Origin of the sequence: Citrobacter sp. RHBSTW-00599 (assembly GCF_013784065.1) — a bacterium.
GTDB classification, from domain to species: Bacteria; Pseudomonadota; Gammaproteobacteria; order Enterobacterales; family Enterobacteriaceae; genus Citrobacter; species Citrobacter braakii.
Genome location: NZ_CP056717.1, coordinates 725,730 through 740,652, shown reverse-complemented (window position 1 = coordinate 740,652; position 14,923 = coordinate 725,730). Strand labels below are relative to the sequence as shown.

The 14,923-nt window shown below is 55.0% G+C and carries 12 protein-coding genes and 1 pseudogene; 3 read left to right on the top strand and 10 right to left on the bottom strand.

Going from position 1 to position 14,923, the window contains the following annotated elements:
- Positions 1-16 precede the first annotated feature (16 nt).
- The 10 genes and pseudogenes from vgrG to HV243_RS03535 all read right to left on the bottom strand — a co-directional run bounded on the left by vgrG (position 17) and on the right by HV243_RS03535 (position 12,991).
- On the bottom strand, positions 17-2,389 hold the full coding sequence (gene vgrG, locus HV243_RS03580; protein WP_053388773.1) for a type VI secretion system Vgr family protein: 2,373 nt from the start codon (positions 2,387-2,389) through the stop codon (positions 17-19).
- Positions 2,386-5,040, bottom strand: coding sequence for a type VI secretion system ATPase TssH (tssH, locus tag HV243_RS03575; protein ID WP_053388772.1), 2,655 nt, complete (start codon positions 5,038-5,040; stop codon positions 2,386-2,388). The genes vgrG and tssH overlap by 4 nt, the downstream gene beginning before the upstream one ends.
- A 173-nt stretch (positions 5,041-5,213) precedes the next feature.
- Positions 5,214-5,705 carry a type VI secretion system effector Hcp gene (gene hcp, locus HV243_RS03570; RefSeq protein WP_033758542.1) on the bottom strand — a complete coding sequence of 164 codons (492 nt, stop codon included), beginning with the start codon at positions 5,703-5,705 and terminating at the stop codon, positions 5,214-5,216.
- A 5-nt stretch (positions 5,706-5,710) separates the two neighbouring features.
- A complete protein-coding gene (locus tag HV243_RS03565) occupies positions 5,711-7,420 on the bottom strand; it encodes an OmpA family protein (RefSeq protein WP_053388771.1) in 1,710 nt (569 codons plus the stop codon).
- Positions 7,417-8,106 carry a type VI secretion system protein TssL, short form gene (gene tssL / locus HV243_RS03560; protein WP_053388770.1) on the bottom strand — a complete coding sequence of 230 codons (690 nt, stop codon included), beginning with the start codon at positions 8,104-8,106 and terminating at the stop codon, positions 7,417-7,419. Before tssL ends, HV243_RS03565 begins: the two co-directional genes overlap by 4 nt.
- The gene (gene tssK, locus HV243_RS03555; protein WP_053388769.1) at positions 8,103-9,443 is read right to left on the bottom strand and encodes a type VI secretion system baseplate subunit TssK; all 1,341 of its coding nucleotides are present in this window, start codon (positions 9,441-9,443) and stop codon (positions 8,103-8,105) included. Before tssK ends, tssL begins: the two co-directional genes overlap by 4 nt.
- Before the next feature lie 17 nt (positions 9,444-9,460).
- Positions 9,461-11,008: a type VI secretion system contractile sheath large subunit gene (gene tssC, locus HV243_RS03550; protein WP_053388768.1), complete on the bottom strand. Its 1,548-nt coding sequence runs from the start codon at positions 11,006-11,008 to the stop codon at positions 9,461-9,463.
- 33 nt (positions 11,009-11,041) lie between these two features.
- Positions 11,042-11,539, bottom strand: a complete 498-nt coding sequence (gene tssB, locus HV243_RS03545) for a type VI secretion system contractile sheath small subunit (RefSeq protein WP_053388767.1) — start codon at positions 11,537-11,539, stop codon at positions 11,042-11,044.
- Positions 11,540-12,118: 579 nt separating this feature from the next.
- Positions 12,119-12,283, bottom strand: a pseudogene (locus HV243_RS03540) (IS3 family transposase); the annotation flags it as partial.
- 120 nt (positions 12,284-12,403) lie between these two features.
- Positions 12,404-12,991 (bottom strand): MarR family winged helix-turn-helix transcriptional regulator, encoded by a 588-nt coding sequence (locus HV243_RS03535; RefSeq protein WP_053388766.1) that lies wholly within the window; start codon positions 12,989-12,991, stop codon positions 12,404-12,406.
- Positions 12,992-13,174: 183 nt separating this feature from the next.
- Between HV243_RS03535 and HV243_RS03530 the strand changes: the two genes are divergently transcribed.
- From HV243_RS03530 to HV243_RS03520, 3 genes are read left to right on the top strand one after another with little or no spacing between them, the layout of a single operon-like run.
- Positions 13,175-13,414, top strand: coding sequence for a thioredoxin (locus HV243_RS03530; protein WP_053388765.1), 240 nt, complete (start codon positions 13,175-13,177; stop codon positions 13,412-13,414).
- A gap of 8 nt (positions 13,415-13,422) precedes the next feature.
- Positions 13,423-14,163, top strand: coding sequence for a hypothetical protein (locus HV243_RS03525; RefSeq protein ID WP_053388764.1), 741 nt, complete (start codon positions 13,423-13,425; stop codon positions 14,161-14,163).
- Between the two features lie 41 nt (positions 14,164-14,204).
- A complete protein-coding gene (locus HV243_RS03520) occupies positions 14,205-14,744 on the top strand; it encodes a redoxin domain-containing protein (protein ID WP_053388763.1) in 540 nt (179 codons plus the stop codon).
- Positions 14,745-14,923 lie beyond the last annotated feature (179 nt).

Here is a 14,923-nt window from a genome sequence, read left to right as displayed (position 1 = left end):
AGTTTCCCCTCAAATATCAGTTGAGCACAACTACGGCCCCTTGCTGCTGGGCTGCTGCAATCACCCCAGGTTTACAACCAGAGGGCAACTTAAGTGTTGAATTCAACATCTCAGCGGGCTGTTGCTGAACAGCAATACATTTCAGCGTGACATTCTTCCCTGTTCCAATTTCTGCTCCGGCCTCACTTAAACGCAGGAATGTTCCACCACACGACAGAAGGATCTCTTTCTTTGCCGAGAGCACGATACTGTTGTCCGAACTGGCGATAGAAAGCTCTTGTTTAGCAAATAAATTCAACGCATCAGATTGCGCCTGAATATCGACTTTCCCTTCTGAGGCATACACTTTTATCCCCAGTTTGTGGGCGAATAGGCTAAGAATATCGCCCACAGCCAGCGTTAATTTTTTAGCAATACTGAAGTCCGCGTTCTGACCTGCGGTCACCATCAGATTTTCACCTGCAGAAAGTTGCAGGCTTGCAGGCGTTACCTGGGCAATGCCCGACGGTGCGGACAACAACAAAGCCTGTTGTTTAAGATCGTTGAGTGTTTGATTCATTAACGCCGTCTGTTTCTCAAGGTCGGCCAGTTCGGCCTGTGCAGCTTGAGCAGCATGCCGTAGCCCTGATGTTACCGCTCTGGCAGCATCAAGTTCTTTGAGCGCTGATTGCATTTCGCGCTGCAGCCCCTGTGCCTTTGCCTGCCCGTCTGCTGAGATGAACAGCCCTTTCTGCGCCCGGATCGCCCCCCAGCTGTCCGTCCGGAGTTCAAACCCCTCACCGCGCTTCTGCTTTTCGCTGTCGACCAGATGCCCCAGATTCAGCTGACTCTTGCCGCCGTACTCGGTGCTGACCTTGATATGCTCTTTCCCGCGCTCATCATCGAGGCGGATTTTGTTGTTCGCCGGCGTGCGCAACACGTTACGTTTGTAGTTGCGGATAGTGACGTGGTCACCGTGCGCCGAGTCGTGCAGCACGCCGGAGATGTACGGTCTGTCCGGGTTGCCGTCCTCAAAACCAATCGCCACTTCGGTGCCCGCCAGCAGCGGCAGGTGCAGGCCGTAGGTGTCGCCCGCATACGGGCGGGACTGGCGCACCCACAGGCTCTCGAAGCCGGTTTCCCAGTTGTCACGGTCAAACAGCATATTGACGCGGTAACGGCCGTCTTTGTCGATATGGCCGTAGGTGTCGTTCTCGGTGGTGCTCGTGACACGTGCCGGCAATGTGCCGGCCATCACCGGGCGTGAGCCAGGCTCAGGGCGGAAACTAAAATCAGGGCTATCCGGGATACCGTCAAATCTGACGCCAAAATCTTCATCCCGCCGCGCATGGCTGTGCATCGCCGTGATGACCACACCATGAGCAAATACCTCGGCCACTTCGTACCCGCCGGTGACTTTCAGTACCTGACCCGGCGAGAGGGTCGGGCAGCTGGTGATGGCGCGGGTCTGCGTCTGACCATTCAGGTAGCGCTCATGACGAATGCGGGCGTAGAACGCCCCCGATTCCGGCGCAGGATTGCGGTCGTATGCGCTGCCCGGTGTCAGATAATTGTCGGCATAGTGGTAGGCATCACCGTAGGTGGTGGCATCCCCGCGAGTCGCATCGACCCGGGTGTTCATGTCTTCCGTCGCCTGACGGTAGTTGTAATCACGGGTGCTGACCTGCTTCTGCACCACGTTATGATGGCTCTCCATGCCCCAGACCGCGTCCACGCCTTCCGAATGCTGTCCTGACGGCGGAACCGATGGCAGCGTCAGGCCTTTCTCATACCCCTGCTGGCCGTCGTAAAATTCCACCACGTCGATGTTCAGGCGCGTATCAGTAGTAAACCGGAACCAGATGCCCACCTCACCCAACAGACGGGTAATAAAGTGCAGGTCATCCTCGCCGTACTGCATCACCTGCTCACGACGCGGGTACTCTTTTGCAAGCGAGAACAGAAAATCCTGGCCGCGCATAGCGTGGCGCTCGCGCAGGATTTTTTCCACGATTTGCGGGACCGACATGTCCTGATAAATGGCGTTCTGGTGCGAACGGTCAAGTAGCGCCAGGCGTGGCTGGAGCGTCAGGGCATAATGGGTTTCATCCTTTGAGGTGCTGAGACGTTCAAAGCCGCTCACCACGCCCTGAAGGGTGCGCACGGCCTGCTGCATTTTGATGCCGTAACCCTGGTCCACCGGGGCCAGCAGCGTCAGGGAGGCCGCTTTCATCAGCATCATTTCTTTGCTGATGGCATGGTCACCGCTGGTAAATTCAATACGGTAGCTGAACGGCGTGCTCAGGGCTTCATCGCCTTCAAACGCCAGCACATCAAGCTCTGCTTCACATCCCTTCACCGAAAGCCTGTGATGGTTGTGGCTGAATCTTATCGGGAGACTGTTGTTCATGCGTTATCTCCTTCAGCCCGGTCGAAATCCAGCCCGATCCCCTCTTCCTCACTCCAGCTAAGGCATAGCGACTGTGGTTTCTGTTTCGCCGCCATGTGGGTCAGCAGCTGCTGACTCAGTACCGGCAGAATTTGTTGATTGAGCAGGCTGTCGACGTTACGTGCGCCGGTGTCCGGCAGCAGGCATGCGGCGGTCAGCGCGTCATACAGGCTCTCGTCAATGTGAGTGGTCAGGCCGTAGTGACGATTCAGGCGTTTGCTCACCTGACCGAGTTTCATTTCCACAATGGTGCGCATCGCGGCCTCATTCAGCGGGCGGTAAATCACAGTCTGGAAACGGGCCAGCAGTGCCGGCTGGAAGTGGTCGCGTAAAATCGGGCGCAACAGCTCGTGCAGATCCGCTTCAGTCGCTTCCGGCTGTTCGTCCAGCAGCTGCATCAGATGATCGCTGCCGAGGTTCGAGGTCATCAGGATAACGGTGTTACGGAAGTCGATTTCGCGCCCTTCGCCGTCGCGCATAAAGCCACGGTCGAAGACCTGGTAGAACAGGTTCATCACGTCGCGGTGCGCCTTTTCCACTTCATCGAGCAGCACCACGCTGTACGGGCGTTTGCGCACAGCTTCGGTGAGGATACCGCCCTGGCCGTAGCCCACGTAACCCGGAGGCGAGCCTTTCAGCTGGGACACCGTGTGCGGCTCCTGGTACTCGGACAGGTTGATGGTGATGAGTGACTTCTCGCCACCGTACAGCACATCCGCCAGCGCCAGCGCGGTTTCAGTTTTGCCGACGCCACTTGGACCGACCAGCAGGAACACACCCTGCGGACCATTCTCTGACGTCAGCCCGGTCTTCGCCGCACGCAAGCGCTGGGCGATAGCGTTGAGTGCCACGTCCTGACCCACCACGCGTTTGCTGATTTCATTTTCCAGGGTCAGCAGCTCAGTCTGCTCGTCTTTCATCAGGGAAGAGAGCGGCACACCGGTCCAGTCGGCAATCACATTGGCGACGGTGCGGACGTCCACATCCACCGACAGCAGCGGGTTGCTGTGCTGTATGCCCTTCAGCGCCTGTTGCAGCGCGTGCGTCTCACTCTGACGGGAGATGTCCTGGCGGCTTTCCAGCAGTTGTTCGGTGAGTTTCAGCTCCTCGCCGTACCGGGCTTCCAGTTCGTCAAGTTCAGCGATAAGGTCCTTCTCTTCCTGCTCAATGGCGGTCAGGCGTTCGCCGTGGCTCTGATTGCCGACTGCGATATCTTCCAGCAGTGCCTGCTTCTCTATGTCCAGCGAGGTCATCAGCGCGCGAATACGGGTCAGCGGCTCCGGCACGGTGTCGAGGCTCATCCGCACGCGGGCGCTGGCCGTATCGAGTAAATCGACGGCCTTGTCCGGCAACTGGCGGCCCGTCAGATAACGGCGGGACAGCGTGACGGCGGCGCGTACCGCATCGTCAGTAATATGCACGCCATGGTGTTCGGCATAGCGTGATTTCAGGCCACGCAGCATCAGGCAGGCCGTATCGTCATCCGGCTCGTCGACTTTCACCATCTGGAAGCGGCGCTCAAGAGCCGCATCACGTTCAAAATATTGTTTGTACTCGCTCCACGTGGTGGCGGCGATGGTGCGCAGTTCGCCGCGGGCCAGCGCCGGTTTCAGCAGGTTGGCCGCATCCGCGCCACCGGCTGAATTCCCTGCACCGATAATGGTGTGGGCTTCATCGATAAACAGCAGAATGGGTACGGGCGAATGCTGCACCGCATCAATCACATTTTTCAGACGTTGTTCAAATTCACCTTTCACACCCGCCCCCGCCTGCAGCAGGCCGAGGTCAAGGGTACGCAGGATGACTGGCTTGAGCGATTCAGGCACGTTGCCCTCTGCAATACGCAGCGCCAGGCCTTCAACCAGCGCGGTTTTGCCGACGCCCGGTTCACCGACCAGGATCGGATTGTTTTTGCGACGCCGCGAGAGAATATCCACCATCTGGCGGATTTCCGTGTCACGGCCGAACACCGGGTCAATCTTGCCCTCTCTGGCTTTGGCAGTGACGTCGAGCGTGAATTTATCCAGCGCGTTCTGCAGCGCCGGGCTCAGTTCTCCCTCTTTTACCTTCGCGCCGACAGGACGCCCGACGAACTCCACTTCTCCACCATGGCTCTGTGCCAGTTCGGCTTCCTGCTGTACTTCCGGGCGTTCATCGGACTGCGCGTCGAGCAGCGGGCGCAGGCGTTCCAGTTGGCTCTGCCCCAGGGTCAGCAAAGGCCACAGACCATCACAGCGAGCAAGTCGCTGGTTCTCCGTCAGCGCCATCAGCAGATGCACGCTGCGGATGTGTTCTTCGCCAGCGAGGGAGGCCAGTAGCCAGGCCTCCTGCAGCAGGCTCTGAATGTTGTCAGAGAGCTGTGGACGGCTGCGCACCGAACGCGGCAGATTGTCGAGCCACACCAGCAAATCCTGCCACAGTGCATCCATATCCCACTCATAACGGCGCGCCAGCACCGTCAGGTCGCCCTCGCCCTGCTCCAGCAGTTTCAGCAGCCAGTGCTCAGGCAGAATTTCCGCATGGGCGCGGGTCTGACAGAGCGAAGCCGCCCCTTCCATCGCACGGGCACAGTAAGGGTTCAGACGTCGCAACAGGATGGCTGGATTTTCCATGAATCTCTCTCTTTGTCGGTTCCTGGACACGCTACCGCCCATCGCTGTTTTCCGTGAAGGGGACCAAAGCGCATACGGTCAGGCTGGCAGTTTGTAGTTTTCTTTGCTGAAAACCCGTTTCAGACAGGCTCTCAGCAAAAAAATGCGGACAGGAAACCCTGTCCGCATCAGGCTTACGCGGTGGCGCGTTCGTTCCAGGAATCGGAATGAATGATGTTGCCGTCTTTGTAGGTCCAGGTGATTTTTTCGTAACGCAGTTCAATGCGCTCAAGGTGGTTGTGCTTCTCTTTAGAAGGATCCTTGATGTCATACATTTCAGGATTCACTTTCACCACTTTCACGTTTTCCAGTTTGGTGTTGAAGTACTCCACTTCCTGGCCCGCGTCGTTGATTTTGTACCACCTGAATTCCGCAGACTTGAGGGTCTGACCGGTAGTCACCGCCTTGTACAGATACGGGCTGGACGAGTCGATTTCCTTGGTGAACAGGAACGGGGTGTGGATACGGGTACCGGTCAGCTTGCCGGTGTTGTTATCGGTCGGGATGTACAGGTTATGCTCCTGAGCGACAACTTCGATGCTGCCTTCACGATCCTGAACGTCCACAGAACCTTTAATGTCCGCGCCGCCGTCGTCTTTCAGCCAAAGATAAACAGGAATTGCCATGTGATTTACTCCATTACAGTTTTATCTGCGCCATCATCCGATGACGCCTGGGGATTGCCCGGTATCTGACAGGCATCGGCCTGCGGTACCAGACTGATTTCGACACGACGGTTAAGTGCGCGCCCTTCCGGGGTGTCGTTCGTTGCGATCGGGCGGCTTTCGCCATAGCCCTGCACCGCAAAACAGCTCTCCGGCACATCGCCGGTGTCACGCATCCAGTTACGTACCGCTTCGGCACGCTGAAGTGAAAGCGTCTGGTTCAGTTTTGGATTGCCGGTGTTGTCGGTATGACCTGACACCACAATCAGCCAGCCCGGTTTAGCTTTGATGCCAACCAGGGAGGTCACCAGCATTTTGGTGGAGCCCGGCTTGAGGTCGGATTTACCGGAATCGAACAGCGACATGCTGTCGAGGCGGACAATTTTCGGTACCGGTTTGGGTTTCGGCTGTGGTTCAGGCGGCGGAGGTGGAGGCACCCAGGAACGGATCGCATCCAGCACAGGCATTCGCAGACGCTCCCCCTGATACAGACCGAGCCCCATCCGCATCGGTACGCCATTGCGCGACCAATCATTCAGCTCTGCCGCATCGTCACGCAGGACAGCAACGGCATCGGCTTTGGGTCCGAAATCATGCTTCGGGATACGGTCATAGCGGGCAATATCGAAGCTCACACGCTGCAGCAGTTGGCGATTGTTCCAGCCACTACTGAGCAGCGCAGCAATGGCCGCCAGCGTGAAAATCCCGAGCGCACAACGGAAGGCTCGCCCACGCGGCGTCAGGCCTCGCCCTTCGGGCAGCAGTGGCAGGATAAAATCCGGGAAGGGGGAGATAACCGTACTGTCCGTTCCTACCGGCTGCCAGCCCGCTACCTGCTGCATCGCAGTGTGACGGGAAAGCCACGCAGTCCAGGCAGATGTGGCCAGACTTCCGGCAAGGATCGGTCCCATTCCCCACAGCACCGCGGTAGGCGCAATGACAGGAACGTCGGGGTTCTTATCCATAAAGACAGCTTTGACGTGCTGATGGAACCAGCTCATCAGGCTGTTCATCAACACCTGTTGCTGCATCGCAGGCGACCCACCGGTGGTAACCCATGTAGCGATTGAACTCGGCGCTGAAGATTCACGCCAGACCCTCACCCCTTCCCCCGGGATAGCCGCCTGCCAGAGCAGATCATTCGTCATCGCACTGCCAACCTGACCATTCAGAACCAGCGGCACGGAATGCCCGGTTTCTTTACGCAACTGGCTGATTTGCCAGCGCAAGGCCAGCAGACGACTGGTAAGGCGCTCGCTGTCGGCGTGTTTCTGTGGACAGACGCTGACCATCACCGACAGCTGGCGACCCCAGTCAGGTCGCAACCACAGTACCTGGCGGGCTGCCTGCTCCAGATCCTGATGATCCTCCACGCGGATCCAGCATCCCTGCGTGACAGTGAGCACCGGTGACTGCTGCATACATGCCAGCGGCAGATCGCCACAGACCAACACCACGGGCTGACGATAAGTGGCTTCCGGGAGGTCATCCAGACGCAGGGTGACGTCATGCTCCACACGACGACTGGCGACATACCAGAACGCCAGGATAAGCCCCAGCATCGCCAACAGAACAAGCACAGAAACCAGTCGGGACACCGGCAGGAAACCCAGGCAGACCACTGCACTCAGCAGGGCGGCCCATAACGCAAGCCCGCGCTGTTGTTCAGGACTCATTTCACGGCTCCCGGTAGCAGGGTCAGCAGCGTCTGATCCAACCAGTGATCCAGTCCCCACCAGAGTGCGGCGACTACCATCACGCTCAGGCCGATACGCACGGGCCATGACGCCAGCCAACCACCCATTCCTCGTCCGGTACGGCTTTCTGCCAGTATCGGGTGAGCCTGCGGATAGCTGAACGGCGTGACATGTTCACTGAGCGCGTTGACGAATTTCTGGCGCTCCGGATCGTTCAGCGAGCGGAAACTGCCGAGAAACCCCAGCATCATGACCCGCTGGAAGCAGGTCACAACAGCGTGGTCGGGCGCCGGTTCACGCAGCACATCGCGCATCCGATCGCACAGCGTATCACCGGCATCCATGGTGCCAAGGAAGTGCCCCTGCAGAGGAATGTCATACCACTGCAGGCAGGCATCATCCTCCACACCGCGACCTTTGACGGCTTCATCAAGCAGCGCACACTGTGCAGTGAGAATATGCTGACAGCTGGCTTCATCGAGTTCGCTCGCTTTCAGCTCACGCTGCACGCGTTCGACATCAGCAATGCAGCGCTCCCACAACGTGCGCCCTTCTCCATCCTGAAACTTCGGACCGTGACGCAGGCTGATCACCTGCAGCCAGGTGTCCTGCAGCAGGGCATCAATATCAATGGACGCAGCAGCGCTGCGTTTGGACTCACTCATGTTCTCAGTACCGCAAAGAGTTCAAGTTCAAGCTCGCCGAGCATGCCCGGAACGTAAAACATACAGGTGCCGCCCTGAAGCATTTCGCTGGCCAGAGGATGAGAGACATCGAGGCTGAAATACTGGTTTTCCAGACGCAGTGGGATGGCGGCTGGCACATGACGCAGGGGCATCAGGGGCACACCTACCCGTGATGAATTGACGATACTCCTGACATGATCCGGACTGCCGACCTTGCACTGGCGCGGGAACTGTTCCTGCAGCTGTGCCACCGGTATCGGTGAACGCACGGAGAGGTAGTAATCCGCCCCTTCGCGCAGGCGTGGGTCATGCAGACGGGCCTGCCAGAAGTGAAGCCGGGCATCATGCTCAAGCTCGATCGCTACCACCCGCGACGGCAGGCTGGCTTCCAGCAGGTCGCCCAGTAGGTCAAAGAGCGGCGGGAAGACGTTATTCAGTTGCTCATGCTGCCAGACAGGAATAGCACTCACCTGGTGTTCCAGCGAGAAGGTCAGCAGACTGCCCGCGAGCCTTGCCAGCTCCGGATACAGACGCTCCGGCGGACTTTGCGGGTGTCGCTGAAACTGTCCGAGCACGGGTTCTGCGCTGTTCAGGGCATTGAGCAACCAGAACAGAGACACGTCAGCCACGGCAAAATCGGCCATGCGCTCGTTACTTTCACGACGCATGTCCATCAGGCGACTCAGACGGGCACGCAGTTGCATCATCAGCTGTTCCAGCTGGGTCACCAGCCAGCGGCTGCCCTGCAGAGCCAGCAGTGGCGGAAGAAAGGTTTCATCGAGTGCCCAGCTCCCTTGTGAATCCTGCTGTAGACGGGCGACCGGACAGGTTAGGTAATCACTGTTGTTCTGATGGGCGAAACGCAACGTCAGCTCGGGCTGCATCACCGCAATCTGGCGGGTATCGTCCCCAAAGGCGTTACGGACATCCCGCCAGCGCTGGCGATAACGCACAGGGCGCTCGGCCACCTCATCGGGTTTAAGGCAGTTGCCGCCATTTGCCCGCAGTAGCGGAAGCGCCAGAACCACCGCCACTTCCTGTGATTCGCCCTCAAGCGCCAGCACCGGCGGCAGGGAGTCGGCATTATCCGTGTCGATAAGCGTGCCGTCGGGGAAACGGATGTGCAGATGACGGGCCTGCAGGCGGCCCAGTTTCAGTGCATCCGGTTCGAAAGTGGCATCAATCATCCCCCAGGGATGGGAGAGGCCCAGTCGGGCAATGCATTCCGCAGACCAGGCCGCGTATGCGGCCTGTTGCTGGAAGTGCTGGGGAGAGACCATAACGCCCCTGCCCCATAACGGTTGTTCCGTTTTCATTGGCTTCCTGCCTTAGCTTATGACTTGGCTTTCGGCATCTGGGAAACCAGTGACAGGTTGACGTCCATCCCTTCGACCTGGAAGTGCGGTACGGCGTACAGCTTCACGCGGAAGAAGCCCGGGTTGTCTTCGATGTCTTCCACCACCACTTTTGCATCACGCAGCGGGTGAGAGGCCTGCAGCTCGTCGCCTGGATCGGTCATTTCAGTCACCAGACTGCGCACCCAGGTGTTGAGCTCAAGCTCCAGCAGACGACGGTCTTTGGTGGTGCCGATGTTTTCGCGCTGGATAAGCTTCAGGTAGTGCGCAATACGCGACAGCAGGAAGATGTACGGCAGACGGGCGTTGATACGGCTGTTAGCCGTGGCATCCGCGGTGTCATACAGTGCCGGCTTCTGGGTGGAGTTAGCGCTGAAGAAGCAGGAATAATCTCTATTTTTATAGTAGGACAGCGGAATGAAGCCCAGATTGGCGAATTCAAATTCGCGGGTTTCCGGGATCATCACTTCTGACGGGATCTTGACCTGATTGCCGGTGCCCAGATCGTACAGATGAATAGGCAGATCCTGCACGGCACCACCGGCCTGCGGGCCACGGATTTGCACACACCAGCCGTTGTTGATGAAGCTGCGAACCATGTTAGACGCAAAAGCAAACGAGGCGTTAGTCCACAGGTATTTGTCGTGATCCGGGCCTTTCACTTCTTCCACATAGTTGAAGCTGCGCACTGGCACGGTGTCCGGACCATAAGGCAGACGACCCAGTACACGCGGCATCACCAGACCGATATAGCGTGCATCGTCCGTCTCGCGGAAGGATTTCCACTTGATGTACTCCGCACGGTCAAAGTAGTTACCAATATCTTTGATGGCCGCCACTTCCTCCATTGAATCCTTGAGGAAAAATTTCGGGCCGGCTGAGCCGATAAACGGCATATGCGCTGCGGCAGACACTTTTGAAATATTGCGCAGCAGAGCGACATCCTGCGCAGAGGCATCGAATTCGTAGGCAGAAATCAGCGCGGCAATCGGCTCACCGCCCGGGGTGTCATACTCATCAATGTATGTATGTTTATACAGTCCACTCTGGATGATTTCCGGGCTGTCTTCGAAGTCCTGACGCAGGTCTTCTTTGGACATATCCAGCAGTTCAACCTTCACGTTCTGACGGAAATCAGTTTTGTCGACCAGGGATTTCACGCCGCGCCACAGGCTCTCCACAGCCTGGAATTCTTCGCTATGCATTACCGCATCCAGCTGACGGCTAATCTGGTAGTCCAGCTCTGCGATATGGTGGTCAATAAGGTTTTTATCGAGTTTTTCAACTTTTGAGCCCGCTTTCGTCAGGCATTCGAGAAATACCTGCATCCCCGCCGTTAGACGCTCATCCGCAGTCGCATCCGACATCGCCTGCGCGTCCTGCCAGATATCCAGCGCACTCAGCTCAGAGACCGGGTTCAGATTGATTTTTTCAAACAGGGACGCATAAACCCCGCCCGCAACAGGACGTTCCAGCACCACGCTTTCGCCACCAGTCGCATTCTCATTTTTTACAGACATCAGCATCTTCCTTTTTAATCCGTTAAATCATCGTGACCGTTATGGCTGTTTAGGTGCCAGAGCAGACAGCTCTGAGCGGAGTTCTGCGCTTAACGCCGGGTCGAGCAGAATTTTTTCCAGCTCCTTTCGGAAAGCCTGATTGTCCAGCAGGTTCGCTTTTAAATCGCGAAGCAGGTTACGCATGGAAAGCATTGCCTTCAGCTGAGGGATCTGTCGGGAAACCTGCTCCGGGGTGAAATCTTTCATGCTCTGGAATATCAGACTGATATTGTCTTCGCTACCATCACTGGCGAGCGTGTTTTTAACGGTCAGATTGACTTTTGGGGCATATTCGGAAAGAACTGAGTCGAAATTATTCTTGTTCAAGTTAACTTTTTTGCGCTCAGACAGTGGTGCAGATTCCTGACCATTACTGAAGTCGCCCGCCACCAGTAATTTCAGAGGGAGCTCAGTTTTCTTGCTGGCTCCCCCTGTATGCAGGTCAAGCTTTAGATTAATACGTGCCTTTGGCACTTCATTCTGGAAACTATCAGCCATCTCATCATCCCTCGGTTTATCGCTGCGTGCATCTTTCAAACGAAAGTTCTTTACATGTGATAATAGAACAATGATCGACAATAGATCAAATTTACCGATCTTTAATCTATTTTAAGTAAATTCTTAGGAATTTTCCTCTAAATGTTAATAGTGAATAGTGCTGAGATGTCAGTAAAATGGACTATTACCAGCACACAAAACAAACATTTATGTCGCAGCAGTTAAAATGAACGGATAATTATTAATAAAGCGATCTTGAATTGATCTACATCAATATAAGAAAGTTAAAAACACCAATGTGCTTTCAAGGAAATGGTTTGAGATCAGAAAGAAATAAAAGGGGGCAGTAAGTCATAGCCTTGCTTCATGTGGGAAACACCGCAATAGCCATAAGGAAAGCATCAGGAACATAATCGTTTTTATGTCCCGAAAGAGAGCGTTTCATTTAATGTCAGGGCTGTATGGCGCTCCTGTCAGGCTTCAGCATGACGGCCAGGAGTGCACGGACATGGAAAACCGCCATACACGATGACAAATCGCCAGTCACAAGAAATTCAATCGGTGCAATCAGCTTGCCCTCATCCGGAAGCCTCTCAGCGTTGCCATGGTCACGATACTTCTTGCGCCAGCAAAACATGGTTGATGTTATGCAACGCCAGAACCTGACGGCGTAATACAGCCCGTCTGCCGTCTGGTTTTTCAGGGGGGTTAACTGCTGCGATGAACCCCGAACACGTGGCAGAGTGAGCATATCACCTCTATTCAGGTGGCCAAATTCAGTGTTCCACTACAAAATCCAGAGAATGTGCATACCATTTTATGGATTTTTTTATGTCCGCACTTTACCCGTTCAAAAGCCAGTATCTAGCCCTTTCTCTCGTTCTGATCGCTAACGCTGCAACTATTTTCCGGTTCCTCAAATTCACGACAAATTAATGTGGTGCTTTCCATGGGAATTGGCTCTTCTGTTAGACCACACCAGGGATGCCCATTTATCGACTGATGAAACCGGCAAAAACGGCACTCACCAAACATTCTGGCCCCCTGATTTTTCTGCATACTCCGCAGATGGGCCAGAAAAACTGTTTTCAGTTGTTCCTCAGAAAAAGCTAATGAATCCCAAGGCTCCTGCAGTGTCTTCTGCATGATGGTATGCATCACTTCACTCGCTTTGGATGTCAGAACCAGATGGACAACCCGTTTATCCTTGCCGTCATTTTCTCTTCTAATCCAGCCTTCACGCTCTAGTTTATTCAGGGACTGCGATACCGTGCCTTTAGTCAGCCCGAGGTATTCCGTTGTTGCAGCGGGCGTATTGGAATAACCATTGCATCGCGTTAAATAGAAAAGAATCTGAACCCATGTTGTGGGGAGTCCTTTCAGTTGCGGATGGCGATAAAAGCTGCCCATTTGCAGGCTCACCAGGCGTTCAAGAATATCAAAGAGTGTCACAGTTACCTGCCTCTGCTTGCCGGGATACGTGCTGGATAAGCAAACGTCCAGACTTTCTAACGATGGGGATTTACTGTCATCAATAGTATCGATTCAAAACCATATTGACAATATTTTCAGTGTGTGTGTAATATCAAATGGTATCGATTCGATACCATTTGATATTACACAAGGAAAGTCATCATGAGTAAAACAGCCGTTTTCTTTCATGCAGGTTGCCCGGTATGCGTAGATGCAGAACACCAAATCGCACTGGCACTGGATCCCGCTCAATACACGGTAGAAATCATTCATCTCGGAAATGATAAAACGCGACTGAATGAGGCCATCGAAGCTGGTGTGCAATCTGTTCCAGCCCTGGTACTGGATGGCGGTATCCCGCTTCACATCAACTTTGGTGCGTTTATTAAAGATCTGCTTTAAGGATAAAAATGAAACGTATTGCGATTGTATTAGCAATGGCTATCGCCACCTCTGCCGGTGCACATGGCAATGAGCCTCATCAGGGCGGTATTAAAACCAGCACCGACAAGGCTGTATTGGCTGAGTTTGATATTGTGCACACTAAAGTCACTACCGAAGGGAATGTTGCCACCTTCCATATGGCAGTTTCCGGCAAGGCAGGTAAAAGTAAGCCTGCAGTAACAGGTAAGCTGGCGGGAACGGAAATTTTCTCTTATGTCTGGCCGACAACGATCGATCCGTATGAAGTGGGATTTGAACATAAGGCCGGTATCCTGGCGCTGGCGGTAACATCCCATTCTGATCTGGATGATACGCCGCTGTATGATGAAAATGGCGATGGTAACCGCAACAATGATGGCGATCTGTGGCATACCCACTGGGTGGTGCTGAAGCCTAACGAGGTCTGCGGGCCTGGCGCACTGGCCGTAGTTGATATTCCTGAGGGACAAAAACCCCGGCTGCCAAAAACCTGGCCTGGCTTGCCGGTACTGTTGGACAGTCCGGGCTGGAATCCTACGCTGACAGGTGAAACTGTAGAAGTGAAAGTTCCTTTCGATAATATTGGCGTGGTCACTGCCAGCCAGTTTGATGGTGTAACTGCCGGGCTACGAGTTAATGCCTCCGTTCATGCGCCGCTACTTTGCGTCGAGGATGTATTTAAAGTGGCCTCTGGCAAGCTGACGCTGCCGGGGAAAGTAAACCAGTAACGGAAATTAACCCGCACCACAGTGCGGGTTCTGGAGTTAACATGAATATCATTCGTCATCCGCGAGCACCAGCATTGACAATTGAACGCTGGTTTAATACGTCACAGCCGATAACCCTGGAATCATTACGCGGCAAGGTCGTGGTAATGGAATCATTTCAGATGCTGTGTCCTGGCTGTGTTTCCCATGGACTGCCGCAGGTTTCACGTGTGTATGCCACTTTTCCACCGGATAAAGTGGCCGTTATTGGCCTACATACGGTTTTTGAGCATCATGAGGTAATGACCGCACAGGCACTGGAAACCTTTCTATCAGAATACCGCATCCCTTTCCCCGTCGGGGTGGATATGCCGTCTCCTGACAATGATGTCCCCCAGACCATGCTGTCCTACGCTATGCGCGGTACACCTACGTTGACGTTAATTGATCAGCAGGGATACCTACGCCAGCAATATTTTGGTCAGGTAGACGACCTCGCGCTGGGAGCAGAAATCGGGGCGTTATTGAATGAGTCGTTGTCTGTTTCCGAGGACGCGTCTATGGCATCAGGGTGCAGTGATGGGCAGTGTGCCACTACATAATGAGATACTGGATATGGCGGAGAGTTTTTTCCTGCCCGTGGGAAGGGTGAAACATTATCCCCGGGCAGTGAAAAAGAAACCGCAACGCTATGCATTACGGTTTCCATCAAAAGCTAAACTGACAAGCATTAGGAGATATACTCCGGGTTTTCGCATTTCAATCAAGCACTCGCAAAAAG